Source organism: Trueperaceae bacterium (genome assembly GCA_036381595.1).
Taxonomy (GTDB): Bacteria; Deinococcota; Deinococci; order Deinococcales; family Trueperaceae; genus DASVCN01.
The window spans coordinates 1-25,645 of sequence record DASVCN010000031.1; the positions used below are offsets into that span (position 1 = coordinate 1).

Genomic DNA, 25,645 nt, shown 5'->3' on the forward strand with positions numbered 1-25,645 from the left:
CCCCCCCCCCCCCCCCCCGACCCTAATCTTCAGCAGAATGGTATTTTGGCAGTGAGTGATTCAGTCAAAAGAGGCTAACAGGGGCCGGGTCGGGAGTATCTAGGTGAACCGAACATTGGCAAGGCCCGAGGATGTTCGCCAGCGCGAGCGGATCCCCTTCTACCGCAACGTAAAGACCATCGCGGTTCTCGCACAGCTGATCTTCGTGGTCGCGGCCGTCGCCGCCATCTTCATACTCTGGCGCAACGTCACAGTCGGCCTCGACAAGTCGAACCTCACCTTCGGGTTCGGCTACCTCGACGATCGCGCGGGATTCGACCTCGGCGAGACCACCATCCCGTTCAACAGCAGCGATACCTACCTGAAGGCGATCATCGTCGGCATGCTCAACACCCTGAAGGTCGGCCTCGCCGGCGTGGTGCTCTGCACCATCCTCGGAGTGTCGGTTGGCGTCATGCGACTTTCTGCCAACTGGCTGTTGAGGACGCTCTCCACCGCCTACGTCGAACTGCTGCGCAACACGCCTCTCGCGGTTCAGCTCATCTTCTGGTACTACGCCGTGATTTTGGCGATCCCACCACGTTCGGAGAACGCCTCCCGGATACTCGGCGACGTCTACCTGAGTCAGATTGGCGTCGCGCTCCCCTGGCTCTACCCGAGTTACAACTTCGGCCGCTGGCTACCCTGGCTCATCGCGGCTTTCGTCGTGCTGGTCATCACCTACTTCTTCCGGCGCCGTCAGATCCAGCGTTCGGAGCGGCCGGGCAATCCCTGGTACGCCTCGCTGGGCCTGGCGGTCCTGGTAGCCGGCGTCGGCTACCTCGTGGCGGCCAGCGGGGTGAGCGTCCCGCAGAACCTGACCGCCGAAGTGAGCCCGGCGCGTGGTGTAGGCGTCGTCTACCTCGACAGTGACGGAGATGGCGAGCGCGACCGGAGCGAGGAGCGGGTGCCGTACGCGCCGGTGATAGTCACTATCGACCAGGCCAGGTTGACGACGAACAGCACCAACCTCGTCGAATCGCAGGAGATCGTCTACAGCACCTTCCGCTTCCCCATGCTCAGCCCCGAGGAGTACGACGAGGTCGAGGTCGTCTTCCGCAACCCGGAGGAGGCCGAGGGCCTGAGCGTCCACTTCGAGCGTTACCCGAGCATAGGGACCATCTACCTGGACGAGAACGGGAACGGTGAGTTCGACGAAGGGGAGAACACCTACGTCGAGGATGGCTTCATCCGCGGTTACCGCGGTATCGGCCTTGCGATGAACATCGACGGCTTCAGCCGGCGCCTGGTCTCGGACCGGATCGGCGAACTCCGGATGCCGATCTTCTCCCCGCCCCCCGTGGAGGAGCCCGCCCAGGCCGAAGAGGACGAGGGTCGCGGCGGCGGACTGGCCGGCCTGGGCGCGCTCTTCGCACCTGCGGAGCAGGCGGCTGTCGAACTGGAGGCCGAGGTAGAGCTGCCGGCAGCCAAGCCGTTGGTGTACAGCGAACCAACCATCCCTCGAAGCAGTTACTTCGGCGGCATCCGCCTCTCGACGCCCTTCCTGGCGCTGCTGCTCGGCCTGGCGATCTATACCTCCGCGTTCGTGGCCGAGATCGTCCGGGGCGGCATCCAGGCGGTGCCGCGCGGTCAGCCCGAGGCAGCCAAGGCGCTGGGACTCGGCGCGGTGCAGACCTTCTTCCTCATCGTCTTCCCGCAGGCTCTGCGGATCATCATCCCGCCGATGATCAGTCAGTACCTGAACCTGATCAAGAACTCCTCGCTGGCCATCCTGGTGACCTTCAGCGACTTCTTCCAGGTGTCGAACACAGTGGGCAACCAAACCGGCCAGTTCGTGTCCGTGTACGTGATAATCCTCGTCGGCTACCTGAGCCTGACGCTCGTCTTCAGCCTCATCCTGAACGTCGTCAACTCGAGGATGGCGCTGGTGGAGAGATGACGCCGTCGAGCCTCACACCAGGAGGTCCACCGTGACGACTCATCGCCTTCCGCCACGGCGCTACACGGGGGTCCGGGGCTGGATGAGGGAGAACCTCTTCAAGACGCCCGTCTCCTCGGCGGCAACGGTGATCGTTGGGGTGCTCGCTGCCTGGGCGCTCGTGGGTCTCTTCGGCTGGGTGATCAACGAAGGCAACTGGGAGCGGCTCTGGGTCAACCTCAAACTGTTCGGCGTCTTCCGCTACCCGGTCGAGCTGCTGTGGCGTCCACTCGTGGCGCTGGGGCTCATCCTCTTCGCCTTCGGCGTCTCCAGCCACAGTGGAGAGGGTACCTCGAAGATCCTCCGGGGGGCCTTCTACCAGTTCCTCTCGGCCGTCGTCTTCCTCACGGTCGTCTCGGTGATCGCCCAGTGGCAGGTGACGCCCTACTACATAGTCGCCACCGTGCTGGGTCTTGCCGGGTTCCTCATCGGTCGCTTCCTGCCGGCCGTGGCCGAGCGGGCAGGGCTGGTCTGGATCGTCTCGCTGCTGGCCGTCCCGGTGCTGCTCTACGGCATCCCCGGTACTCATGGCGCGATGGAGGTCGTGCCCATCCGCGAGTGGGGCGGGTTCATGCTTACGCTGGTGCTCACCACCGGGATCGTGCCGAGTTTCCCCATCGGAGTCGCCCTGGCGTTGGGTCGGCGCAGTAAGCTCCCGGCGATCAAGTACGTCTGCATAGGCTTCATCGAACTGATCCGGGGCGCCCCGCTGATCGTCTGGCTGTTCGTCGCCAACCTGATGGTGCCGCTCCTGTTCAACGTGGGGCCCGACGTAGTGCCGTCGCTCGGCAAGGCCTATATCGCGCTCACCCTCTTCAGTTCCGCCTACATGGCCGAGAACGTCCGCGGCGGCTTGCAGGGGGTACCGACTGGGCAGAGCGAGGCGGCGAGGGCCCTGGGTCTCTCGGGGTGGCAGACCACCAGGCTCATCGTCCTGCCGCAGGCTATCCGCTCGGTGATCCCCGCCATCGTCGGTCAGGCGATCGGCCTGTTCAAGGACACCTCGCTGGTGTTCATCCTCAACCTGCACGACTTCTTCAACGTCCACAACATCGTCGCTCAGCAGCCCGAATCGATACAGGTGACGGGCGGGATCCGCCTCGAACTCACTCTCTTCCTGGCGATCACCTATTTCTTCTTCGCCTACCGCATGTCGGTAGCCAGCCGCCACCTGGAGCGACTAATGGGGGTAGGGGAACGATGAGAGTCGTCCCGTCACCCCGACGGAGGTATCTTTCGTGATCGAGACAGCACCGAGAAAAGTCGACGGACACGCCCCTGAGGGTGGCGAGCGGATCATCGAGGTCTACGGGCTCAACAAGTGGTTCGGTGAGTTCCAGGCGCTGCGTGACATCGAGATGTCGGTGAACAAGGGCGAGGTGGTCGTTATCATCGGGCCCTCGGGTTCCGGCAAGTCGACGCTCATCCGCTGCATCAACAGGCTCGAGGAGCATCAGGAGGGCCGGATCGTCGTCGACGGCATCGAACTCACCGACGACGTGCGCAACATCGACATGGTACGGCGCGAGACGGGCATGGTCTTCCAGCAGTTCAACCTCTTCCCCCACCTGACCGTTCTGGAGAACATCACCCTCGCACCCATCCGGGTTCGCAAGTGGAGACGCAACAAGGCCGAGGAGCGCGCCCGCTACTTCCTCGAGAAGGTAGGCATACCCGAGCAGGCCAGCAAGTACCCGGGTCAGCTGTCGGGAGGACAGCAGCAACGGGTGGCGATCGCCCGCGCCCTCACGATGGAGCCTAAGGTGATGCTCTTCGACGAGCCGACCAGCGCGCTCGACCCCGAAGTGATCGGCGAGGTCCTCGAGGTGATGGTCAACCTCGCCAAGGACGGCATGACCATGTGTGTGGTCACCCACGAGATGGGTTTCGCTCGCGAAGTGGGACACCGGGTGATCTTCATGGACGCCGGGCAGATCGTCGAGGTCGGCACTCCCGAGCACTTCTTCACCAACCCACGAGAGGAGCGAACCAAGGCGTTCCTCTCGAAGATCCTGTAGGGACCGCTGCCGTAGCCCCCTTGGCAGTCGAGAGCGGGACAGGAGTGTGGTGAGTCAGCGCAAGATGCACGCCGACGAGATCCAGGTCGGCCCTTCGCTCGTCCGTGAGCTCGTTGCCAGGCAGTTCCCGCAGTGGGCGCATCTCCCGCTCAGGAAGGTGAAGTCGTACGGTACCGACCACCACATCTACCGTCTTGGCGACGACCTAGCCGTTCGACTGCCGCGAGTCGCATGGGCTGCCCGGCAGGCTACGATCGAGGCGGAGTGGCTGCCGAAACTCGCACCACACCTGCCCTTGAAGCTTCCGACGCAACTGGCTCTGGGACGGCCGGTGGAAGGATACCCGTTCGCGTGGTCTGTTGTGGAATGGCTGGACGGTGAACAGGTCGATGGGAACATCAGCGACCTCGAGCAAGCAGCCGTCGACCTCGCCCGGTTCATAACTGCGCTACGGGTAATCGACTCGACCGGCGCTCATCCGCGCCCGCCCGGCGCCCGGGGCAGCCCGCTGGAGGAACTCGACGAGGCAGTGCGTCGGTCCATCGCGAAGCTCGGCGATAGGATCGATTCGCACGCCGCGTTGCGTTCATGGGAAGAGTCGGCCGAGGTTACTGCCTGGCAAGGTAAGGAGGTGTGGGTACACGGTGACCTTCTGCAGGGCAACTTGCTCGTGGTGGGGGGCCGTCTGTCCGCCGTCATCGACTTCGGAGGCCTCAACGTGGGCGATCCGGCTTGTGACCTTCAGCCAGCATGGAACATATTCTCTCGGACCAGCCGCGAAAGATTCCGGGAAGAGCTGGGGGCAGACGACGGCATGTGGCTTCGTGGCCGCGGTTGGGCGCTCTGCCAGGCCGTGATGGCGTTGCCGTACTACTGGGACACCAACCCCGGCATAGTTCGTCAGGCGTCCCGAGCGCTGTCCAACGTTCTCGGGGACAGCGCCAGCTGATGCATGGAGCCACATCAGGAAGTGACGATCTACATCGGAAACCTGCTTTGAACCTTTATACAGCGGTCAGCCGCGCCTCTGACTAGACTTGTGCGATGTCGCAGCGCGCATCTGGTCGCTGCGGAAAGAGGCGGAGGTAGGCCAGACGATGAGTGACGCTAAGGGCAAGGGAGTTCGGATCGCCGACATGCTCCGCCAGATGGTGGCGCAGCGCGCCTCCGATATCCACCTCCAGGCGGGGGCCAAGCCGTACATGAGGGTCGACGGGAGCCTGAAGCCGTTCGACGGTTCGCCCGAGCTCACACCCGCCCAGACCGAGCAGATCGCCCTGGCGATGATGAGTGAGTCGCAGCGCGACCTGTTCACCCACCGTCACGAGCTGGACTTCGCCTTCAACCTGCCCCAGGTGGCCCGCTTCCGTTGCAACATCTTCCGTCAGCGGGGCGCCGTTGGCGTGGTGATGCGGGTCGTTCAGGACACCGTGCCGTCGTTCGAGGCGCTCGGCCTGCCCTCGTCGGTGATGTCCGACTTCGCCTCGCAGTCGCGCGGTCTGATCCTGGTAACCGGTCCCACCGGTTCCGGCAAGTCGACGACCCTGGCCTCTGCCCTCGACTTCATCAACAGGAAGTTCCCCCGCAACATCATCACCATCGAGGATCCGATCGAGATCGTCCACAAGAACCAGCGCAGCCTGGTCGTGCAGCGCGAGGTGGGTCTCGACACTGCTGACTTCGTCGACGCCATCAAGTACGCCATGCGGCAGGACCCGGACGTGATCATGCTGGGCGAGATGCGTGACAAGGAGACGGTTGAAGCGGCCCTCACGGCGGCCCAGACGGGTCACCTGGTCCTCTCGACGCTGCACACGCTCGACGCGGTTCGCACGGTCAACCGGATCATCGACTTCTTCCCACCCCACGAGCGAGACCAGGTCCGCATCATGCTGGCCGAGTCGCTGCTGGGCATCCTCAGCCAGCGACTGCTGCCCCGCGCCGATGGACCGGGGCGCATCGTCGCTCTCGAGGTGCTGGTGAACACGCCGCTCATCCGCGACTACATCAAGGATTCGGACAAGACGGCCCTCATCAAGGAAGCGTTGCAGGACGACAACATCCGCGGCATGCAGACGTTCGACCAGCACCTGGTCGACCTCTACCTCGCCAAGAAGATCACTATGGAGGACGCTGTCGCCATGGCCACCAGCGCCCACGAGTTCAAGCTGATGGTCACCCAGCGGGAGGGCGGGGAAGACGACCTCACCGCGAGCGGTTCGTACGACAGCGGCGGCTTCGTCAAGCACCGCTGAACACGAGTTCTCCGTCGTGGCAGTGCAGGCCGAGGGTTCCGAGAGATCTACCGGCCGAACTGAGGAACGGCAGGCTCCCAGGGAAGGGTGCGCACCACCTCACCGGTGAGGTCGTACTCGCGTGCCGCGTCTATCCGCACCTCCACCCGCTCGCCGATACGGACCGTACCGTCGCCCTGAGCGTAGATGACGCCGTCGATGTCGGGGGCGTCGAACATCGAGCGGGCTATCACCTCTCCCGGCGCCTCACCGTAATCGTCGACCACGGCTTCCACGATTCGGCCTACACGCCCTGAGTTCTTCTCGAGGCTTATCCGCTGTTGCAGCTCCATGAGTCGGGCGAACCGCTCACGCTTCACCTCTTCCGGCACCCGGCCGGGCAGCTCGTTCGCCGTTGCGCCCTCCACCTCGCTGTAGGTGAAGGCGCCCACCCGATCGAGCCGCGCTTCGGCGATGAAGTCGAGGAGTTGCTCGAAGTCGTCCTCGGCCTCACCGGGGAAGCCCACGATGAACGTCGAACGCACGACCAGTTCGGGGCACACGGCCCGCCATCCGGCCAAGGTATCCAGGTGACTCCGGGCGCCGCCCGGGCGACGCATCGCCCTCAGAACCGAGGGTGAAGCGTGCTGCAAGGGCACGTCGAGGTAGGGGAGGAGCTTGCCTTCGGCCATGAGCGGGATCAGGTCCCGTACGAACGGGTAGGGGTAGACGTAGTGGAGCCTCACCCAGGCGCCCATCTGCGCCAGTTCTTCGACGAGCGGCACCAGGTGAGCGGCCACGCTCCTGCCCTGGAACTTGCTCTCACGGTGCCGCAGGTCGCTGCCGTAGGCGCTGGTGTCCTGGGCGATGACGAGCAGCTCTTTCGTCCCGCTCGCCACCAGCCGGTACGCCTCGTAGAGGACCTCGCCGGCGTCACGTGACCTGAGCAGCCCCCGCATCTGAGGGATTATGCAGAAGGAGCACTTGTGGTTGCACCCCTCGGCGATCTTCAGGTAGCTGTAGTGGCGCGGCGTCAACTTCACACCTTGCGGAGGCAGCAGGCTCGTGAACGGGTTCTGGTCGGGGGGCGCGACGCTCCTCACCGCAGCCATCACCCCGTCCACGTCGGCCTGTCCGGTCACCGCCAGGACCTGGGGGTGACGGTTCCTGATCTCCTCCGGGCGTTCACCGAGGCAGCCGGTGACCACTACCTTGCCGCTCCTGTCGATCGCCTCGCCTATCGCCTGCAGAGATTCTTCGACGGCCGGGGTGATGAACCCGCAGGTGTTGACCACCACCACTTCGGCCTCTTCGTAGGACGGTACCAGCGTGTACCCCTCGGCCCGCAGTTGAGTGAGTACCCGTTCGCTGTCGACCAGCGCCTTTGGACAGCCGAGGCTCACGAATCCGACTCTGGCGCTCATCTCTCCTCCGTCATCAGCCCGGTCATGCTACCGGTTGCGGCGAGCCGGCGCAGCAGTGGACGCAGCTCGCCGGCCAGGTAGAGGGAACCTGCTACCACCAGGCGACCGCCGGGCGGCGTTGCGGCGATCGCAGCGAGCAGCGCCCTGGCGGGCTCTTCGATGACCGTCCTGGTGCTGCTGCCGGCGACCGTCGGTGGTTCCCCGCCCGCGCGCGTTACGAACGCCCGCTGGCTGCGTCCTTCGAGCGCCCGCAAGGTGGCTTCCCCCTGCTTCCGGCCTAGTGAACCGAACAGCAGGACGTACTCCCCGCCCGCCCTCTCACTGAGCGCCCGGCCGGCCGCCGGGTCGTGGGCGCCGTCGAGGAGCACGGTGATCCCAGCTACCTGGAAGCGCTCGCCTCGGCCCGGCAGGGGAGGGATGCCGAGTCCCTCCGCCAGCGCCGCCTCGTTCACGTCGCCCAGGAGGCGCATGGTTGCGGCCGCGACCCGCTGATTGCTCCTCCTCACCGGATCGCTTTCGGCCGCGAGCCCGGCGGGAGGCGCGAAGAGGGGGGACTCGGGAGCGTCGACATGCAGTTCGCACCCTCGCCGCCGCGCCTCCTCCTGCAACACCTCGAGCACCTCGGGTTGCTGCGTCGCGCTCGCCACTGGCAGGCCCCGCCGCATGGCGGCGGCCTTGTCCCTGGCTATGTCGCGTAGTGAAGGTCCGAGCGTTTCGACGTGATCGAGAGCGATCGGCGTGACCGCGACCGCCGCGACTCGCTCGAGCACCGCTGTCGCGTCACGTTCGGCGCCTACCCCCGCCTCGAACGCTCCGAACTCCACACCTGTGCGGGCGAAGTGCTCGAGCGCCAGCGCTAGGGTGAGTTCGAAGAACGAAGGAGTCACGGGCAGGTCGCGCGAGCGGATCCTCTCGACGAACTCCACCACCACCTCGGGCGGGATAGCCGTTCCGTCGACGGTTATCCGCTCACCGAACTCCTCCACATGAGGTGAGGTGAACGCTGCGCTTCGCCAACCTGCCGCGGCCGCGGCGGCAGCGCACATGGCAGTGACCGTCCCCTTTCCGTTGGTGCCGACTACGTGGACGGAGCGCGGCGGGTACTCGAGGCCGAGGGCGACGACGAGAGCGCGCATGCGTGCCGGGTCGCGCTTCGCGCCCCCTCGGCTTTGCCGGTAGAGCCACTCGAGGCTCTCCCGGTACGCCTTGTCACCCGCTCCGGTTGTGTTGGGGTGCTCGGTCTTGGTCATGGACCGCCCGGATCATACGGCTGTGGCCGGTACGCGGGGAAGGTCAGCGGCGACGACGACGGCGACGACGCCGGCGGCCGGACCGGGGGCGCTCTGCCTCCCGCACCGGCATCTCGTCCTCCTGCGCCACCTTCACCAGCAGCGCCTCAAGGACCTGCCCCTCGACCCGCTGACTCATCTGCAGGATGACGTTCGGTTCTTCCACGTCGATGTAGACGTACGCCGGTCCCGGATGCAGCTTGTAAGCGTGGGCGGCTCTCCTGCCCAGGGCGGTGTCGAGTTCGGTAGTACCGAGATGGATGGCGGTGACGTCCTTGCCCAGCATCGGGAAGTGAGCAGGTTCTCCCCCGGGCTCCAGGCCGCGGAGTTCGAACAGGAGCCCCAGCGGGTCGCGGTACGGGCGGATGTAGGGAACGCTCGCCTGGTCTCCTTGCCCCCTGCTCGCCTTCACGATCCCCTGGCCGGCGTCGAATACTACTTCGTAGCTCCTCTTCTCGCCGCGCCGTTCGGTGCTTTCTTGGAAGCCCAGCGAGAGCCTCCGGCCGCGGTGGAAGCGGCTCGTCTGGGTGGTCGTGGACTGCCCCAGGCTGCCCTGAAGCATCAGTCGCCCTTCGAGGTGAGCGGTCTGCCCCTTCTGTTCGGTGCGAAGCACGTGCGTCCCCACGGGTGCGCCCCTGAACGTGAGGCGGTAGCTGCAGACCTCGACCGGCATGACCGAAGGCTACCACGGCCCCGTTCGGCCCCTGCTAGCCGCACGGGCAGCGGTCGCGGGCAGGCGTCGGCCTTACAGACCGATGTGGCCCGCCCTTCTACGGTGGAGTCGAGGAGGGGATCAGCAGGTGGAAAAGAGATCGAGAGTCGTCGCAATCACAGGGGCCTCGGCCGGGGTGGGACGGGCAACGGCGCTCGAGTTCGCTCGCCGCGGAGACGATCTGGCTCTCATCGCCAGGGGCAGGGCCGGCCTCGAAGCGGCTCGCCGAGAGGTGGAATCGTACGGGGTTCGGGCCCTGGTGCTCGAGTGTGACGTGGCCGACCACCACGCGGTGGAGACCGCGGCCGAAAGGATCGAGGCGACGCTGGGCGAGATCGACGTGTGGGTCAACAACGCCATGGCCTCGGTCTTCTCGCCGGTCGAACTTATGCGGCCCGAGGAGTTCGAGCGGGTCACCAGAGTCACCTACCTGGGCACGGTACACGGCACCATGGCCGCCCTGAAGCGGATGCGGCCGCGGAACCGGGGAGTGATAATCCAGGTGGGTTCTGCCCTCGCCTACCGGTCGATCCCTCTGCAATCGGCCTACTGCGCAGCCAAACACGCCATCGTCGGGTTCACCGACTCGCTCAGGTCCGAACTCATCCACCAGGAGAGCGACGTCAAGCTCACGGCAGTGCACCTGCCCGCCCTCAACACGCCCCAGTTCGGTTGGGTCCGAAGCCGCCTCCCGCGCAAACCTCAGCCGGTGCCGCCCATCTACCAGCCCGAGATAGCGGCCGAGGCCATCGAGTGGGCCTCGCGCAACTGGCGTCGTGAGCTGTACGTGGGCCTGCCTACCTACAAGGCGATCCTGGGGCACAAGGTGTTACCCGGCTACCTGGACCACCTCCTGGCGCGCCGGGCCTGGGAGGGGCAGCAGCACGACGGTTTAGCGGAGCCGGACCGGCCCGACAACCTGGTCAGGGCCGTGGATGAGAAGCGGGACTACGGCGCTCACGGCACCTTCGACTCCAGATCGCGGGAAGCGAGTCCGACGCTGTGGCTGTCGAAGAACCGCGGAACGGTGGGGCTGGCACTGGCAGGCGCGTTTCTGGCGACCGCGGCGGCCGCCCTGGCCGGCGGTAACCGCAGAGAACTCAGCCGGCGCGCCACACCGGTTCGCGGCGCAGCAACCTACCGGCCTCGCGTGCCGGAAGCGGGCGGCTGAAGAGGAACCCCTGTCCCTCATCGAAGCCGGAGCCGGTGAGGAAGTCGAGCTGGTCCTCGCTCTCGATCCCCTCGCCCACTACCCTGAGTTGCAGGTTCTTGCCCAGTTCCACGACCGCCCTGAGGATGGCGGCATCCTCGTTGCCTCCGCCCCCGCCTTCGAGTCCGCTCACGAAGTTTCGATCGACCTTCAGTGCGTCCATCGGCAGCCGCTTGAGGTAGCTGAGCGACGAGTAGCCCTTCCCGAAGTCGTCGATGGCCAGGTGCACGCCCAGGCGTTTGAGCGCCCGCAGCATGTGGATGGTCTCCTCCTGGGTGTCGGCGGTAGCGCTCTCCGTGATCTCCAGTTCGAGGCAGCTCGGTTCGAGCCCGGAACGGTCCAGGGCCGCCTCGACGGTCTCGACGAAGGTGGGTACCTGGAGTTGCTTCGCCGAGAGGTTGACCGCGATGCGGCGGATCGGGATGCCCGACTTCTGCCACGTCACCGTCTGCCGGCACGCCTCGTTGAGGACGAGCTCCCCGAGCGCCCTGATGAGCCCGGTCTCCTCGGCGAGCGGGATGAACACTTCGGGCATTATCAGGCCCCGCTTCGGGTGCTGCCAGCGCACCAGCGCCTCCATCCCCGAGACCTGCAGGTCGTCGAGATCGAGCTGCGGCTGGTAGTGGAGCACGAACTCGCCCTTGTCGAGCGCGCCCCGCATGTCGCGCTCGAGGTTGAGACGCTCGACCGCCTCCACGTCCATGGCGGGGGTGAAGAAGCGGTACTGCCCCTTGCCACTCTCCTTGGCGAGGTACATGGCCAGGTCTGCGTGCTTGAGCAGGTCGTCGATCTCGAAGTGGGTACCGTTGGAGAGCGCGATCCCGACGCTCGCGCTCAGAGCGACCCCCTGCCCGTTCACCTCGAACGGTTGCGAGATGCGAGCCAGGATCTTCTCGGCCACCTTGGCGGCATCCTCGGGAGCGTCGATGGCGGGCAGGACCACCACGAACTCGTCACCGCCCAGACGCGCCACGGTGTCCTCGTCGCGCACGCTCTCCAGGATCAGGTGAGCGCCCGCCTGCAGTACGTCGTCGCCGAACTCGTGTCCCAGCGAGTCGTTCAGCACCTTGAAGTTGTCGAAGTCGACGAACATCACGCCCACCGATCGGCCTACGCGCCGGGCGTGAGCCAGCGCCTGGCGCAGCCGGTCCCGCAGCAGAGTCCGGTTGGGCAGGCCGGAGAGGGGATCGTAGTAGGCCAGCTGCTTGAGTCGTTCGGTCATCTCCTTCTGAGAGGAGATGTCTCGCGAGATGCTGACCATGTGCGGCTCGCCCTGCCACATCACCAGTGAGGTGGAGCCTTCGACCCAGCGCCACTCCCCGCCGGCGTCGCGCATCCGCAGCTCGTAGTGGTCCATCGCCCGCCACTGCCTGAATCGCTCCCGGTCCTCGGGATGGATCAGCTCCAGCGGACCGGTCGCCAGCAGCGCCTGTTCGGAGTAACCGAGTACGGTCGCGTGGGACGGGCTCACGTAGACGTAGCGGCCCGCCATGTTGGTCATGGCGATGAGGTCGCGGGCATTCTCGGCGATGAGGCGGAAACGCGCCTCGCTCTCCCTCAACGCCTCCTCGGCCGCTCGCCTGGCGCGGCGTTCCTCGGCCTCCCGCAGCGCCCGGTTGACGGTGGGCGCCAGCAGGTTGAGCCGGCTCTTGTTCACGTAGTCGAACGCCCCGCTCTTGAGGAGGTCAACGGCGGCCTCCTCGCCGATAGCCCCCGAGACGACGATGCAGGGGATGTCGGCGTCGCAGGCAGAGAGGACCTCGATCACCCCTTTGGCACTGAAAGTGGGCATGGCATGGTCGGTAAGCACGATGTCCCAGCCGCAGTTCGCCAGCGCTTCCTGAGTGCCGGCCCTGTCCTCGACCCGCCTGGTCTCGAGTTCGAAGCCGTTACGGCGCAACTCCAGGCGGATGAGTTCGGCGTCGTCCGACGAGTCCTCGACGATGAGGGCCCGCAACCTCCTGATTTCCGGTTTCACGGGGCCTCGTTGACCATCAGCCAGTAGACACCCAGTTGGCGGACGGCCTCGCTGAACTCCTTGAAGTCGATGGGCTTCTGCACGTACGAGTTCGCTCCACTGGTGTAGCTCTCGACCACGTCGCGCTCCTCCTTCGAGGTCGTGAGCATCACGACTGGCACCATCTTGGTCAGTTGATTCTCGCGGAGCCGCCTGAGGACCTCGATGCCCGAGACCTTCGGGAGGTTGATGTCGAGCAGCACCAGCTGCGGGAGATGCCGAGGGTTGCGGCCGGCATGTTGCCCGCGGGCGAAGATGAAGTCGAGGGCTTCGGCTCCGTCGCGCACGACTTCGACCGCGTTTGCGATGTTCTGGTTCTTCAACGCCCGCAAGGTAAGGTCCACGTCGTCCTGGTTGTCTTCCACCAGGAGTATGTAACCGCTGCCGGTCACAGGCGGGCCCCGGTCCGTGCCGCTTCGCGAGCTGCCTCGCGGAGAGTGAACGATTCGCTGCGTCGCTTCAATCCTGCCCCCCGAACTTCCGGTCGGAACGGTTCATCTCGTCCCGCCGTAGGTCACATTAGCGTACTCCCCGGGCCGTCTCTAGGACGTGTGCCGCGCTTCGCCGGCAGTGCATGGGGGAGCGGCAGGAGTCACCGGTCGCCAGGACCAACCGGATTCGGGGGTACGCTTCGGGAAGATGCCGCGGGAGCCGAAGAATCGATGATGCTCGGTCGCGTCGCCGGATTGCTGCTGCTCACCCTGCTTTCCGGTTGTCTGCCCATACCGAACGTTCGGGTCGAGCTGGATGTCGCCCCACCCTCCTACCGGGTACCGCTCGAGGAGGTCGAGGTCGAGTACGTAGTTCGGCCCGGTTTCGACGAGCAGCACACGCCCTCCGAGTTGAACCGGACCGCCTACCTGCGCTACAGCATCGATCCGCAGCCCGAAACCCTGGTCCTCCTCATGCCGGGGATCTTCGGAGGCGCCGCGAGCTTCGACGGTCTCGCCCGGCAGCTCGTCGCCAGCACGCCCGGTCTCGAGGTCTGGGCGATAGACCGCCGCTCCAACCTGCTCGAGGACCGCTCGGCGATGGTGCGGGCTCTGCGCACGGGTGACCCGGAGGTGGCGCTCGACTACTACATCGAAGGCTGGGGCCGGCCCGGCGGCTTCACACCCCTCGCCTTCGACGAGGTCCCCTACCTCCGCTACTGGGGCATCGACGTGCACCTGCGCGACCTCCACCGGCTGATCCTCGACGCTCGTGCTCGGGCGCCAGGCGTCATCCTGGGGGGTCATTCGCTGGGCGCTGCCCTGGTGAGCCTCTACGCCGCCTACAGGGTAGGAGCGGGCGATGAACCGGCCTACGGCTATCAGTTCATCGATGGCCTCGTCCTACTCGACGGTGCGCTGGGAAGGACCGGCGCCTTCGCGCGGCCCGACATCGGTTTCGCCGTCGGTCCGCTTCGGCTGGCACCCTCGGTGAGCGAGCTCGAAAGCGGCGACGGCGCGCCCTACTCGAACAACATGATCAGTCCCCGCTACCAGATCGAGCGTGAGGTGGCGGCTATCCTGGCCCGCCTCGAACCCGACGCCGATGCGCCGACGCAGCTGACCGACATCCCGATGAGCAACCGGGCCCTGGTAGGGGTGAGGAACGACGACGAGTACGGCGTAGTACCCATCTTCAGCGCCAGCCTGGGCCACGCGGTGGGTGCCGCGTTCGACGGCAACCTGGGGGCGGTCCTGCTGGGCGGCCTCGACGGTGTGCGGTCGAAGAGCGTCGCCGGCCTCGCTCCCGGAGCCGAGCGGGTTACCTGGGATCCCGGTGACCCGGCCCGGGAGAGGACCGACCTGGCTTCGTACGTGCGCTCCTGGACGCTGGAGGAGACCAACTTCGCCGAGTGGTACTTCCCGTTGCGGCTGGCGCTCGAGATGACGCTCCTCGATCCGGCGCTCGAAGACGCGGACGGTTTCCTGCCCAACCGGCTGGTCCCGGTGCCTACGCTCGCGTTGGGGGCGGGTCGGGGGTTGCTCCAGACCCTCGGCGGGATGCGCACCTACGCGAACGTCCGCTACGGCTCACCGATTACCGCCTACGTGCTGCCGGGTCTCACTCACATCGACATAGTCTCGGCGCGGGCCAACCCGGCGGTCCCGATCCTGCAGAGATGGATCGCCTTCTTCACCGGCGGTGGACCCGGCGGCTGATGCCCGAGGGCCGGATTGGCCGCCCAGGCGGCCTTTCCCGTACACTTGTCAGCATGCTCGATCTGCGCTTCATCCGGGAGAATCCCGAGACCGTACGCCGTGCCATCAGGGCCAAACAGCTGGACGACGCCCTCGCCAAGCTCGACAAACTCCTGCTGGTCGACGAAGAGCACCGGCTTCTGCGGCACGACCTCGAGGAGAAGCAGGCGCGGCGCAACGCGGCAAGCAAGGAGATCGGCGAGCGCAAGCGGCGCGGCGGGGAGGCCGAGGATCTGATCCGGGAGATGGGCGCGCTGTCGTCCGAGGTGAAGCGCCTCGAGGAGAAGAGCCGGGTGCTGGAGGCGCAGATCGGCGAACTCCAGCTGGAGATCCCCAACCTGCCCCACGAGAGCGTCCCCTACGGCGAGAGCGAACACGACAACGTCGTCGTGCACGAGCGGGGCGAACTCCCCGAGTTCGACTTCGAGCCGAAGCCGCACTGGGAGTTCGCCGTCGAACGCGGCTGGATCGACCTGGATGCGGGCGTGAAGATCAGCGGCGCGGGCTTCCCGGTCTTCAGGGGAGCCGGAGCGAGGCTCGTAAGGGCGCTCGAGCGCTACTTCCTCGACCGGGCCCTGGAACGCGGCTATCAGGAGGTCATCCCGCCGTTGCTGGTCAAGCCCGAGTCGGCCCGCGCGACCGGGCAGTTGCCGGACAAGGAAGGGCAGATGTACAGGGTCGAGGATGGCCTCTACCTCGTGCCCACCTCGGAAGTCGCACTCGCCAACCTGCATCGCGGCGAGATCCTCGACGAGGCCGATCTGCCTCTGCGCTACGTAGCCTTCACCCCCTGCTTCCGTCGCGAGGCCGGTTCCTACGGCAAGGAGGTGCGGGGGATCAACCGGGTGCACCAGTTCGACAAGGTCGAGGTGGTTCAGTTCACCCACCCTGACAGGTCGTACGAGGCCCTCGAGCGGATGACCGAGGAGTCCGAGGCGCTGCTGGCCGAGCTGGGACTGCGCTACCGGCGACTGCTGATGTGCAGCGGAGACATGGGGTTCACCCAGGCGAAGAAGTACGACCTCGAAGTCTGGAGTCCGGGGCAGGCGCGGTGGCTCGAGGTATCGAGCGTCTCCAACATCACCGACTTCCAGGCCCAACGACTGCAGACGCGATTCCGGCCGGGCGGGGCCGCCGGGCGGGGCAAGCCCGAGATGGTGCATACACTGAACGGTTCGGCCCTGGCGATCGGACGGCCACTGGCGGCGATTCTGGAGCACTACCAGCAGGCCGACGGGAGCGTCGTGCTGCCCGAGGTGCTGCGCCCCTACGCCGGCGTCGAGCGGCTCGAGTGAGGGGCCAGCGGCTCATCTCAGTCGTCACCCCGACTCGGGTGGGTGGGCCGGCCCACTGCTAGCTGTCCTCGTCGACGGTCCGGCTCCCCCTGCTAGCTGTCCTCGTCGACCGTCCGGGGCACCTTGAGGAAGCCCTCCTCGCTCGTCTCGACGGCCAGTTCGAGCACCACTTCGCGGGGTAGCGACCCCGTCACCTCGTCCTCACGCAACACGTTCTCGAGATGCACCGGCCTCACCATCTCTTCGACCCCCTCGGTATCGAGCTCCCCCAGGGTCTCGAAGTACTCGAGTATCCGGCTCAGGTCGTCGCGCAGCGACTCCCGCTCCTGAGGAGGCACCTCGATGCGGGCCAGCTTCTCGAGGTGCCCCAGTTCCTCATCGCTGATCTTCACGGGCGGAGTCTAGCACGCGCGTGAGACCGGCCCTCACGCGTAGAAGAGCTTGGCGAGCTGATAGAAGGCGATCACCAGCAGGAGTGCCGGCAGCATCGCCGCGATGCGCATCCTGCGGACCTGCAGCAGGTCGAGTCCCAGGCCCAGGATCATGATCCCGCCTACCCCGTTCACCAGCAGGATCCGGGGGTCGGTCGCGGGGTTGGGGACGAGTTCGGCGAAGAAGCCGGCACCCAGCGAGATGCCTCCCTGATAGACGAACACGGTGACTGCCGAGAACGCTACCCCGAAGCCGAAGCTGGTTGCCAGCGCCAGCGACGCGATGCCGTCGAGAGCGCTCTTCAGGATGAGGAAGTTGTTGTCCCCGGCGAGGCCGTTCTGGACCGAGCCGATGAGCGCGAGGGGACCGACGCAGAAGAGGAGGCTGGCTGTGACGAAACCTTGGGTGAAACTCCCCTGACCGCCGAAGCGCCGCTTGAGGCGCTCCCCGAGGCGTTCGAGCAGGTCGTCGAGCCGCCACCACTCCCCGAGCGCCGCGCCTCCGGCGAGCGCTGAGAGCCCGACGATCAGCCCGGGCGGACTGGCCACCTTGGTGAGGTCGAGCGCGTTGACCACACCGACGATGACGGTCGTGAGCCCGAGGGCCTGGACCACCGTCGCCACGATCCGCTCCGGCAGTTTGCCCCGGAGCGCCAGGCCGGCGGCGGAGCCCGCGAGGACCGTGATCACGTTGACGAGGGTGCCTGACGTCTGTTCGAAGGGAGTCACGGCTTCTCATCAGCCTCCTCGAGCCGCTCCCACAACCACTCGCGCAGCGTGAGGCCGCTCGCCTCGACCGCGGCGGCGGTTGGTCTCCCCACCCAGCGGTAGTGCCACGGTTCGTAGGCGTAACAGGTGACCTCGGTCTCGCCCTCCGGATAGCTCATCAGGAATCCGAAGCGCCAGGCGTTCTCCGCCAGCCAGCCGCCTTCCCGGGTCTCGGCCCAGTCGTCGAGATCCCATGGCGCCGGCCCTCCTGCGCTGCGCAGGTCGAGCGCGGTGCCCAGCTGATGCTCGGAGTGTCCGGGCCTGGCGCTGGTGAGCAGCGCCCGTTCCCGACCGAGCGTCTCTACCCAACCGGCGAAGACCCTCTGCTGGTAGTCGAACGAGCGGTAGGCGCTCTGCAGTTCGAAGTGGATCCCCTCGGCAGCCGCTGCTGCCACGAGGTCGGCGAGATCGGCAACGGCGGCGGCGGTGAGCGGTCTGTCGTCGGCGAGGCCCGCGTTCCTGACTGGAACGAGGTCGGGCGGCACGAACTGGGCCGGCAGCCGGTAGGCGGTATCGACGAGGAGATGGCGCCATTCGCCGCTCGGTGTGAGAGCGGGCAGATCGGCGTACTCGCACGGCGGAGGAGCCGCGACGGCCGTGACGAAGAGGGTGAGGAGGCCGAGAACGATCGAAAGACGCATGAGGGACAGAGTACCGCGTGACGTGGAGCGATTCCTGGTTCGAGCGGAGCCGTTCGTGCCGCTTTCCCAGGTCGAGGGATCACGAGGCGGCCAGCCTCGCCGACAGCAGTTCCTCGTAGCGCGCCCCCGACGCTCTCAATTCGCTCGAGAGCAACGCGACCGACTCGACGCGCCAGCTCACCGGTGCAGGCGGGGGTGCGTTCAGCAGGTCGGCGAAAGCCGAGCGCGCTGCCTGGCCCATCCGTTTCACTCGGCCCAGGGTCAGGTGGGGCCGGAACGTCTCGGTGCGGCTCGCATCGGCAACGTGCTCGAGCCCCGCAGTCACGAGCGACTGGAGATGGTCGAGCTCCTCCCGGTCACCGCCTACGCCCAGCCACAGAACACTCGGACGGGCCGGGGTGGGGAAGGCTCCGAAGCCTGCGGTGGAGAGAGTGAACGGCCTGGAGCGTCGCGCCGCCTCGCTGACTGCTAGTCTGCATGCCGGCAGTGCACGAGCCTCCACCTCGCCGAGGAAGCGCAGGGTCAGGTGGCTCTGTTCCAGCCTTTGCCAGCGGATGTCCGCGTCGCTCAACTCACGCTTCAGGAGACTCTGGGCTTCGCCCAGGCGCTCCTCGACCCGTCCGGGAAGCGCCAGGGCGACGAACAATCGCATCTCAGAGCCGGCCGCGCTGTTCGAGGAAGTCGACTATTCCCTCCTCCAACAGGCCCGCCACCCGCTCTGGCCGCTGCAGCAGGCGCATGTCCAGCGGGTGGCTCAGGTAGCCCATCTCGACGATGACGGCCGGGGTTCGACGGGCGAGGCTGTGGCGGTAAGCGGGGTTGAAGGCGTAATACTCGAGCATGTCGCCGGTCACGTTACGGTCGTCGTCCGGGAGGGTGGAACCGCCCAGGTTGGCGTCGTCGATGAGCGCCTTGAGGCGGGCGTCCCAGCGATTGCGGCGGGGCCTGAAGACCGCGCTCTTGTAGCCGCGACGGTGGGCCGCCGGACTGCTGTCGGCGTGCAGTGAAACGACCAGGTCGGCGCGGTAGTTGGGCGGGATCGTCGCCGGAAGGAGTTCGACGATCAAGCCACGTTCGCGTAATCGCGCGGCCAGCGCCCTGGCTACCGCCTCGTTCACTTCGACCTCGTACTGCCCACCGCCGTAGCCACCGGTCGAGGCGCGTAGCGAGGCCAGTTCTTCCGGGTGGAGTTGAGCGTCGAGGTGACCGATCTGTATGCCCACCTTCGGCGGCCCCAGCAGCCGGTTGCGCAACATCCGGAAGGTGGAGGTGGCGGCCTGGCTGGTGCTCTCGGTCAGGACGTCGGTTCGCTGGGGGAAGGTCAGAGCGAGCAGGACCGTGCTGGACAGCAACAGGAGGAACGTGAGCCACGCTCGTCGCGTGGCCGCCCGCCGGGGTGCCAGGTCCTGCATGCCTCGAGCTTACCGGACCGCCGGCTGCCCGCGACAGGAGAGCTCTCTCAGAGCCGCTCGTTGGTGAGCCAGAAGATGAGGTGCTCGTTGACGTTCTCGATGTGGTCGCCCAGCCGCTCCAGGTAACGACCGACGGCAAGGAGCTCGATTCCCGGGCCGATGCGGCTGGCGTCCGCGATCATGAAGCTGAGGAGTTCCCGCTGGATCTGCTCGTAGAGGTCGTCGATCTCGTTGTCCATCGCCAGAGCGCGTCGGGCGGCCCCGGCATCCGACTCGGCGAGGGCCTTGCTGGTCACCTCCAGCATGGCGATGAGCACCTGCAGGATGCGTCCCATGTCGAGGTACTTCTTGACGGGTGGCTTGCCCGCCAGCAGTATCGCCGACTTCGCCACGTGCACGGCGTAGTCTCCCGCGCGCTCGATATCGGCGAGTGCCCGGTACATCGCCCCCAGGAACCGCAGGTCACGAGCCGCCGGTTGACGGCGGGCGATGACCGTGAGGATCCGCCGCTCCAGGCCCTCCTGCAGCTCGTCTATACGCAGATCGGCGGCGACGCAGCGCTCGCCTGCAGCGACGTCGCCATCGATGAGCGCCATCCGGGCGAGGTCGCACTCCTCGCGTACGAGGCTCAGCATGCGAACCGTTTCGCCGGCGATCTCCTGAAGGTCCTGATCGAGGGCGGTCATGCTCGCTGAGCGTAGCATCCGCGGCGAGAACGACGATCGAGCGCGCCTGGTCGCGGCGCGCTCAGGTTCGGCTGCGGCGGCGCCGCCGTCGGCCCCGGTCTGCCGGCGGGAGGTCGAACTGGGTGAGATCGGTGCGGCTGCGCTCGCCCCGATCGTCGCTGATCGGCTCGATGACCACCGGGGCCTCCTCGGCCGTCTCGTAGATCCGACTCTGCGGGAAGAGCCAGCGGTATACGCCGGGACGGATGAGCAGCAGGAGGAAGGCCGAGGCGAGCACGCCTGGCCAGGTACCCGTGTGCTGCGCGAGGAGCGCCTCGATGCCCAGGCCCCCGTACTGCCACTGGGCGAGGGCCAGTCCAGCCGTCGCCCAGGCGAGGGTGTAGCCCAGGATGGCGTCGACCGGTCCAGCCCAGCGGTGCTCGCGCGGAGAGGGGTAGATGGCGAGCCAGCCAACCAGAGCGAGCTCGAGCGCCAGTACCCCCTGCCGCGCCAGGGGAAGTTCTCCCTGAGCGCCGAAGTTGGCGTAGAGGGCGGCAACGACCAGACCAGGGGTGGGTCCGTAAGCCAACGCCGCCAGGACGAGAGGGAAGTGCTCGAGTCCGGCCATGAGCGGCGTTTCACCGGCCGGCGCCTCCTGGAGGTCACCGTAGATCAGCAGGCGCAGGAGCACAGAGGCGGCGACGCAGAGCGCGCACACCAGTGCCGGCCTGGGATTGCCGAGCGCGGCCAGGTCGAGCCGGGCGAGGCCCGCGGTCACGCTGACCAGAGCGAGGAAGAGGGCGGCCAGCAGGCTGTAGCCGAGGATGGGGTCACCCACGAAGAGGGAGACCAGGGGCTGCAGATCTGGCATTGGGGGAGTCTAGCATCAGGGCATATGTCACAGCTGCGGCAATAATCATGTTCCCTACATGCGGTTCATGGTCACCTCCCTATACTTGGAGGCGATGACCCCGACCCCCGAAGAACTCCCCTCTGGTGCAACCCGGCCCCGAATAGGCATCGCGCTAGGAGGCGGCAGCGCTCGCGGTTACGCTCACATAGGCGTGCTGGCGACGCTCGAGAAGCACTCGCTGGCTCCCGATCTGATCGTAGGCACCTCTTTCGGCGCCGTCATCGGCGCCCTCTACGCAGCCGGTCACTCGGTCGCCCAGTTGCGACACGACGCCTCGGCGATGCGGCGCCGTCATCTGCTGCCGCACCTGCTCGATTTCGGCCTGCACCGTGCTGCTCTGTTCGAAGGACGCCGGCTCGAGGCCTACTTCGAGGGCCTGACCGAAGGACGTACTTTCGCCGACCTCGAGGTCCCACTGGTGATCGTCGCCACCGACGTCGACAACGGGGAGAGGGTGCTCCTCGACGAGGGCCCGCTGGCCAGGGCGTTGCGCGCCAGCACCGCGATGCCGGGGGTCTTCTGGCCGGTCGAGGTGGACGGCAGGCGCCTGGTCGATGGTGGCCTCGGCGCGCCGGTGCCGCTCGAGACCCTCGACGAATTCGACGTCGACATCCGTGTAGGGATCGGAGCCGGGATGACAGCCAACGATTCCCCGGCCATCCAACTCGCCCAGCGGCTGGTCCAGACGCCCATGGGCAGGCGGCTGCATCGGAGCCTCTCCGACAGCCGACACCGCAACCCGATGGCGAGCCTGGGCAGGGCGTTGGCGTTGACCGTGGACAGCTGGTGCTGTCCCGAGGAGGAGGCCGATTCTCTCCAGGTGCATACCCGTCCGCCGATCTCCTGGCTCAACTTCAACCGGGCAGACGCAGCGATCCGGGCGGGTGAGGAAGCGATGTCGCGTTTCATGCCGCGCTTGCGCACCGCGCTCGCCGACCTGGACCTCGCCTAGGCGACCGACCCCGTTCGACTCACGTTGTTCAGAGGATCCGCTTGCCCATCAGGCTGGCGGCTAGTTCGACCATGATCGCCGCGGTCCCGTTCCTGACGTCGAGGAACGGGTTGACCTCTACGAGGTCGGTGCTGGTGACGCTGTCCGACTGACAGAGGAGCTCCATCAGGGAGTGGGCCTCGCGGTAGTTGAGTCCTCCCGGGACCGGGGTTCCTACTCCCGGGGCGACCGACGGGTCGAGCACGTCCGCATCGAACGACAGGTGCAGCCTGGCCGTCTCAGAGAGGTATTCCAGCGCCTCGCCGGCGACCTCCACGATCCCGCGGCGGTCGACGTCCTCCATCGTGTAGGCGCGCAGCTCCAGGTCGAAGATCAGCTGTCGCTCGCCCTCGTCGAGGGTGCGAAGGCCTATGAAGACAACGTCCTCGGGCCGAAGTACCGGCCCTCCGCCCCAGATGTCGAGCAGCTTGGGATGACCGTGCCCCAGCAGGTGCGCCAGAGGCATGCCGTGTATGTTCAGGCTCGGTGAGGTCTCAGGAGTGTTGAGGTCGGCGTGGGCGTCGATCCACAGAACGCCTGTGCGGCCGTGCGCGGCGACTCCTGCGATCGTCCCCATCGAGATCGAGTGGTCACCGCCCAGCGCGAGGGGATACCGGTCGGGAGGCAGGCTGCTCAGCTTCCGGTAAGCGATCCGGCAGGTATCGGCTATCGGGTCGACGAAGTGGAGGCCGCCTTCGTTGGCCAGCGCCTCGGGGACCGGCACCTCGACGTTGCCAAGGTCTTCGACCCGATGACCGAGTGCGACGAGAGTGTCCTCCAGTTTCGCCAGGCGCATGGCGCTGGGGCCCATGTCCACCCCTCGGCGTCCGGCGCCGAAGTCCATGGGGACGCCCAGGATGGCGATCTCCTTGGGTGACTCGGCCACCTCCTAGCCATCCCCCGGCCGGTGCCAGTGTCGACCGCTGCCTGCGAGTAGCCGGTCTGCCTCAGGGGGCCCGAAGCTGCCGGCGGGGTAGGGGCAGGGCTGTTCGGTGAGGCGATCCTGCTCTTCGAGCACCGGCGCCACTACCCGCCACTGGGCCTCTACCTCGTCCGCGCGCATGAAGAGTGTCGCGTCGCCGGTCATCGTGTCGAGCAGCAGGGTCTCGTAGGCGTCGGGGTTGGGGCGTTCGAAGCGACGAGCGTAGGTGAACTCCATATTGGCTCGCTCCAGCGCTATCTCCTGGCCGGGAACCTTCGTGTTGAAGCGCAGGTCTATCCCCTCGTCCGGGGTGAGTCGGAGAGTGAGTCGATCGGGCCGCGGCTGGGCTGGAAGCGAGAAGGGTATGTGTGGTGGGTTGCGGAATCGGAGGACGATCTCGGTGGCCTTGCGCTCCAGCCGCTTGCCGCTCCGCACGAAGAACGGCACACCGCTCCAGCGCCAGTTCCTGATCTCGAAGCGTACCGCGGCGTATGTCGCCTGCTTCGAGTCCGGATCGACGCCCTCCTCCTCGCGGTAGCCGGGCATGCCGTTGGCGGCCACGTACTGACCCAGCACCGTGTCGGCTGGAGCCGGACAGGTCATCGCGTGGAAGACCTTTACCTTCTCGTTCCGCACGCTGGTGGCGTCGAAGTTGGCGGGTGGCTCCATCGCCACCAGAGACAGCAATTGCAGGAGGTGATTCTGGAAGACGTCGCGGATCACGCCCGACTGCTCGTAGAAACTCCCGCGCCCGTCGACTCCAAGGTCCTCGGTCATCGTGATCTGCACGTGATCTATGTATCGGTTGCTCCACAACGGCTCGAAAACGGTATTGGCGAAGCGCAGCACGGCCAGGTTCTGAGCCGTCTCCTTGGCCAGGTAGTGGTCGATCCGGAAGAGCTGGCTCTCGTCGAAGTGGCGGATCGCCAGGTCGTTCAGCGCTACCGCGCTCTGCAGGTCGTGGCCGAACGGCTTCTCGATGACCAGGCGGGTCCAGCCCTCGTCGCTCTGCTGGAGGCCCGCCTCGCTGAGGGACTCGATGAGCCGCGGGTAGGTAGATGGCGGCGTGGCGGTATAGAAGACCCGGTTCTCCTGCTGCGACTCCCCCAGCAGCCTCTTGAGACGCTGCATCCCCTCGGCCTCGCCGTACCCTCCCCTCACGTAGACGAGTCGGGGAGCCAGTTCTTCCCAGGTCGCCCTGTCGAACTCTCCAGGGTCGGCCTCCAGCGACTCACGAGCGTGCTCACGCAACGTCTCGTCGTTCCAGTCGCTACGGCCGTAGCCGACTATGGTGGTTTCCGGGTGGAGGTAGCCCCGGCGGTGGAGCGCGTAGAGCGCCGGCAGGAGCTTACGGGAGGCCAGGTCACCGGTCACGCCGAAGATGACGAAGGCGCAACGAGGCGCGACTTCCTTGCCCCGGTCCTCGCCGGACGTTACCGCCGGATGCTCGAGCACCTCCGCGCTCACCTGTCAGCCACTCCTCTCGACCTCGTCCATCGCCTCGTCTCCCGGGTCGTCCTGACTGACCATGTCTTCGGCTGGAGTGTCCATGGCCACGATGGCGTGACCGCCGAACTCCTTCCGCAAGGCCGCAGCCATCCTGGCGGCGAAGCCGTTAGGCTGGCGGCTGGCGAACCTAGCGTAGAGGGCCGAGGTTATCGCATGCATCGGGACGGCGTGCTCGACCGCGAAGTCGACCGTCCAGCGCCCCATGCCCGAGTCCTCCACGTACCCCCTGATGTCCTCCAGGCGTGGATCCTGCTCGAGAGCGAGCAGACCTAGCTCGAGCAGCCAGGAGCGCACGACACTCCCTTTCATCCAGAGTCGCGCCACCGCGGGAAGGTCGATCTCGCCGTGAGGGTAGCTGGCCATCGCCTCGAAGCCCTCGCCGTACGCCTGCATCAGCCCGTACTCGATTCCGTTGTGGATCATCTTCACGAAGTGACCGCTGCCGCTACCGCCCGTCCTGAGATAGCCCCCCTCAGGAGACAGCGTCTCCAGCAACGGAACGAGCTCACCGATCGCCTCCTCGCTGCCGCCCAGCATCAGGTTGTAACCGCTCTCCAGTCCCCAAACTCCCCCCGAGACGCCACAGTCCACGTAGTCGACCGAGAGTTCGGCTGCCTTCGCCGCTCTCCGACGGGAGTCCTTCCAGAACGAGTTGGCACCGTCCACGAGGATGTCGCCGGGATCGAGCAGTGGCAGGATCTCGTCCACCACCGACTCCGTTATCTTGCCGGCGGGCAACATCAGCCAGGCCACCCGAGGCTTCTCGAGGGCAGAGACGAGATCTTCCAGGTCACTGACGGTGCGGCCCCCTTGCTCTTCCAGGTGGGCCTTCGCCTCCGGGTCGAGGTCGTTGGCGAGCACCTGGTGCCCGCCGCGGATGAGCCGCAGAGCCATGTTGCCGCCCATCTTGCCCAATCCGACGATGCCGACTTCCATAGATCCTCCCTTGGCGATGCTAGCAGGGGCGGGCGGAACGGCTATGTGTGTTGCCTCCGCCGGGAGGACGAGCAGCGGCTGGTGGACGCCG

Annotated in this window: 24 protein-coding genes; 9 read left to right on the top strand and 15 right to left on the bottom strand. The window is 66.6% G+C overall.

The features are described 5' to 3' along the window. Positions 1 to 103: 103 nt before the first annotated feature. From VF168_11290 to VF168_11310, 5 genes are all read left to right on the top strand, one after another. Positions 104 to 1,939, top strand: a complete 1,836-nt coding sequence (locus VF168_11290; protein HEX7004756.1) for an ABC transporter permease subunit — start codon at positions 104 to 106, stop codon at positions 1,937 to 1,939. 31 nt (positions 1,940 to 1,970) lie between these two features. Further along, a complete protein-coding gene (locus VF168_11295; protein HEX7004757.1) occupies positions 1,971 to 3,182 on the top strand; it encodes an amino acid ABC transporter permease in 1,212 nt (403 codons plus the stop codon). A 34-nt stretch (positions 3,183 to 3,216) separates the two neighbouring features. After that, positions 3,217 to 3,996, top strand: a complete 780-nt coding sequence (locus VF168_11300; protein ID HEX7004758.1) for an amino acid ABC transporter ATP-binding protein — start codon at positions 3,217 to 3,219, stop codon at positions 3,994 to 3,996. A gap of 49 nt (positions 3,997 to 4,045) precedes the next feature. Beyond that, complete coding sequence (locus VF168_11305; protein ID HEX7004759.1) at positions 4,046 to 4,945, top strand: aminoglycoside phosphotransferase family protein; 900 nt, start codon at positions 4,046 to 4,048, stop codon at positions 4,943 to 4,945. 148 nt (positions 4,946 to 5,093) lie between these two features. Continuing rightward, a complete protein-coding gene (locus VF168_11310; protein ID HEX7004760.1) occupies positions 5,094 to 6,251 on the top strand; it encodes a PilT/PilU family type 4a pilus ATPase in 1,158 nt (385 codons plus the stop codon). 47 nt (positions 6,252 to 6,298) lie between these two features. Here VF168_11310 and rimO read toward each other — a convergent pair whose 3' ends face one another. From rimO to VF168_11325, 3 genes are read right to left on the bottom strand one after another with little or no spacing between them, the layout of a single operon-like run. After that, positions 6,299 to 7,654 carry a 30S ribosomal protein S12 methylthiotransferase RimO gene (gene rimO / locus VF168_11315; protein ID HEX7004761.1) on the bottom strand — a complete coding sequence of 452 codons (1,356 nt, stop codon included), beginning with the start codon at positions 7,652 to 7,654 and terminating at the stop codon, positions 6,299 to 6,301. Then, positions 7,651 to 8,904, bottom strand: a complete 1,254-nt coding sequence (locus VF168_11320) for a hypothetical protein (GenBank protein ID HEX7004762.1) — start codon at positions 8,902 to 8,904, stop codon at positions 7,651 to 7,653. The genes rimO and VF168_11320 overlap by 4 nt, the downstream gene beginning before the upstream one ends. 43 nt (positions 8,905 to 8,947) lie before the next feature. Beyond that, entirely contained in the window at positions 8,948 to 9,616 is a 669-nt protein-coding gene (locus tag VF168_11325) for a DUF3108 domain-containing protein (GenBank protein HEX7004763.1), read from the bottom strand. A gap of 127 nt (positions 9,617 to 9,743) precedes the next feature. Here VF168_11325 and VF168_11330 point away from each other — a divergent pair, with 127 nt between their 5' ends. Further along, entirely contained in the window at positions 9,744 to 10,826 is a 1,083-nt protein-coding gene (locus VF168_11330) for an SDR family oxidoreductase (GenBank protein HEX7004764.1), read from the top strand. On the opposite strand, the gene VF168_11335 is transcribed toward VF168_11330, so the two are convergent. Both VF168_11335 and VF168_11340 read right to left on the bottom strand, forming a co-directional pair. Then, entirely contained in the window at positions 10,756 to 12,843 is a 2,088-nt protein-coding gene (locus VF168_11335; protein HEX7004765.1) for an EAL domain-containing protein, read from the bottom strand. The genes VF168_11330 and VF168_11335 overlap by 71 nt on opposite strands. Beyond that, positions 12,840 to 13,247, bottom strand: coding sequence for a response regulator (locus VF168_11340; GenBank protein ID HEX7004766.1), 408 nt, complete (start codon positions 13,245 to 13,247; stop codon positions 12,840 to 12,842). The genes VF168_11335 and VF168_11340 overlap by 4 nt, the downstream gene beginning before the upstream one ends. Positions 13,248 to 13,544: 297 nt before the next feature. Between VF168_11340 and VF168_11345 the strand changes: the two genes are divergently transcribed. Both VF168_11345 and serS read left to right on the top strand, forming a co-directional pair. Next, positions 13,545 to 15,032, top strand: coding sequence for a hypothetical protein (locus tag VF168_11345; protein HEX7004767.1), 1,488 nt, complete (start codon positions 13,545 to 13,547; stop codon positions 15,030 to 15,032). Between the two features lie 53 nt (positions 15,033 to 15,085). Then, positions 15,086 to 16,366 carry a serine--tRNA ligase gene (gene serS, locus VF168_11350; GenBank protein ID HEX7004768.1) on the top strand — a complete coding sequence of 427 codons (1,281 nt, stop codon included), beginning with the start codon at positions 15,086 to 15,088 and terminating at the stop codon, positions 16,364 to 16,366. Between the two features lie 92 nt (positions 16,367 to 16,458). Here serS and gatC read toward each other — a convergent pair whose 3' ends face one another. The 7 genes from gatC to VF168_11385 all read right to left on the bottom strand — a co-directional run bounded on the left by gatC (position 16,459) and on the right by VF168_11385 (position 21,154). Further along, positions 16,459 to 16,758 (bottom strand): Asp-tRNA(Asn)/Glu-tRNA(Gln) amidotransferase subunit GatC, encoded by a 300-nt coding sequence (gatC, locus tag VF168_11355; GenBank protein HEX7004769.1) that lies wholly within the window; start codon positions 16,756 to 16,758, stop codon positions 16,459 to 16,461. Positions 16,759 to 16,791: 33 nt separating this feature from the next. Continuing rightward, positions 16,792 to 17,526 (bottom strand): DUF554 domain-containing protein, encoded by a 735-nt coding sequence (locus VF168_11360; protein ID HEX7004770.1) that lies wholly within the window; start codon positions 17,524 to 17,526, stop codon positions 16,792 to 16,794. Continuing rightward, positions 17,523 to 18,206 (bottom strand): M15 family metallopeptidase, encoded by a 684-nt coding sequence (locus VF168_11365; GenBank protein HEX7004771.1) that lies wholly within the window; start codon positions 18,204 to 18,206, stop codon positions 17,523 to 17,525. Before VF168_11365 ends, VF168_11360 begins: the two co-directional genes overlap by 4 nt. A gap of 79 nt (positions 18,207 to 18,285) precedes the next feature. Then, positions 18,286 to 18,852 carry an RNA 2',3'-cyclic phosphodiesterase gene (thpR, locus tag VF168_11370; GenBank protein HEX7004772.1) on the bottom strand — a complete coding sequence of 189 codons (567 nt, stop codon included), beginning with the start codon at positions 18,850 to 18,852 and terminating at the stop codon, positions 18,286 to 18,288. Between the two features lie 7 nt (positions 18,853 to 18,859). After that, on the bottom strand, positions 18,860 to 19,618 hold the full coding sequence (locus VF168_11375; protein ID HEX7004773.1) for an N-acetylmuramoyl-L-alanine amidase: 759 nt from the start codon (positions 19,616 to 19,618) through the stop codon (positions 18,860 to 18,862). Positions 19,619 to 19,665: 47 nt separating this feature from the next. Continuing rightward, on the bottom strand, positions 19,666 to 20,304 hold the full coding sequence (gene phoU / locus VF168_11380; GenBank protein ID HEX7004774.1) for a phosphate signaling complex protein PhoU: 639 nt from the start codon (positions 20,302 to 20,304) through the stop codon (positions 19,666 to 19,668). A gap of 61 nt (positions 20,305 to 20,365) precedes the next feature. Beyond that, on the bottom strand, positions 20,366 to 21,154 hold the full coding sequence (locus tag VF168_11385; GenBank protein HEX7004775.1) for a hypothetical protein: 789 nt from the start codon (positions 21,152 to 21,154) through the stop codon (positions 20,366 to 20,368). Between the two features lie 94 nt (positions 21,155 to 21,248). Here VF168_11385 and VF168_11390 point away from each other — a divergent pair, with 94 nt between their 5' ends. Then, complete coding sequence (locus tag VF168_11390) at positions 21,249 to 22,148, top strand: patatin-like phospholipase family protein (GenBank protein HEX7004776.1); 900 nt, start codon at positions 21,249 to 21,251, stop codon at positions 22,146 to 22,148. Positions 22,149 to 22,176: 28 nt separating this feature from the next. Here VF168_11390 and rocF read toward each other — a convergent pair whose 3' ends face one another. Genes rocF through gnd form a run of 3 tightly spaced genes read right to left on the bottom strand, consistent with a single transcriptional unit; the run spans position 22,177 to position 25,554 of the window. Further along, the gene (rocF, locus tag VF168_11395; protein HEX7004777.1) at positions 22,177 to 23,073 is read right to left on the bottom strand and encodes an arginase; all 897 of its coding nucleotides are present in this window, start codon (positions 23,071 to 23,073) and stop codon (positions 22,177 to 22,179) included. Positions 23,074 to 23,076: 3 nt separating this feature from the next. Beyond that, a complete protein-coding gene (gene zwf / locus VF168_11400) occupies positions 23,077 to 24,576 on the bottom strand; it encodes a glucose-6-phosphate dehydrogenase (GenBank protein ID HEX7004778.1) in 1,500 nt (499 codons plus the stop codon). Positions 24,577 to 24,579: 3 nt separating this feature from the next. Beyond that, positions 24,580 to 25,554 (bottom strand): decarboxylating 6-phosphogluconate dehydrogenase, encoded by a 975-nt coding sequence (gnd, locus tag VF168_11405; protein HEX7004779.1) that lies wholly within the window; start codon positions 25,552 to 25,554, stop codon positions 24,580 to 24,582. Positions 25,555 to 25,645 lie beyond the last annotated feature (91 nt).

Excerpts from the sequence above, each read along its gene's own strand:
- VF168_11310 (HEX7004760.1), top strand. The coding sequence starts at position 5,094 with ATGAGTGACGCTAAGGGCAAGGGAGTTCGGATCGCCGACATGCTCCGC.
- rimO (HEX7004761.1), bottom strand. The coding sequence starts at position 7,654 with ATGAGCGCCAGAGTCGGATTCGTGAGCCTCGGCTGTCCAAAGGCGCTG.
- VF168_11320 (HEX7004762.1), bottom strand. The coding sequence starts at position 8,904 with ATGACCAAGACCGAGCACCCCAACACAACCGGAGCGGGTGACAAGGCG.
- VF168_11325 (HEX7004763.1), bottom strand. The coding sequence starts at position 9,616 with ATGCCGGTCGAGGTCTGCAGCTACCGCCTCACGTTCAGGGGCGCACCC.
- VF168_11345 (HEX7004767.1), top strand. The coding sequence starts at position 13,545 with ATGATGCTCGGTCGCGTCGCCGGATTGCTGCTGCTCACCCTGCTTTCC.
- serS (HEX7004768.1), top strand. The coding sequence starts at position 15,086 with ATGCTCGATCTGCGCTTCATCCGGGAGAATCCCGAGACCGTACGCCGT.
- VF168_11365 (HEX7004771.1), bottom strand. The coding sequence starts at position 18,206 with ATGCGTCTTTCGATCGTTCTCGGCCTCCTCACCCTCTTCGTCACGGCC.
- VF168_11375 (HEX7004773.1), bottom strand. The coding sequence starts at position 19,618 with ATGCAGGACCTGGCACCCCGGCGGGCGGCCACGCGACGAGCGTGGCTC.
- phoU (HEX7004774.1), bottom strand. The coding sequence starts at position 20,304 with ATGACCGCCCTCGATCAGGACCTTCAGGAGATCGCCGGCGAAACGGTT.
- VF168_11385 (HEX7004775.1), bottom strand. The coding sequence starts at position 21,154 with ATGCCAGATCTGCAGCCCCTGGTCTCCCTCTTCGTGGGTGACCCCATC.
- VF168_11390 (HEX7004776.1), top strand. The coding sequence starts at position 21,249 with ATGACCCCGACCCCCGAAGAACTCCCCTCTGGTGCAACCCGGCCCCGA.
- gnd (HEX7004779.1), bottom strand. The coding sequence starts at position 25,554 with ATGGAAGTCGGCATCGTCGGATTGGGCAAGATGGGCGGCAACATGGCT.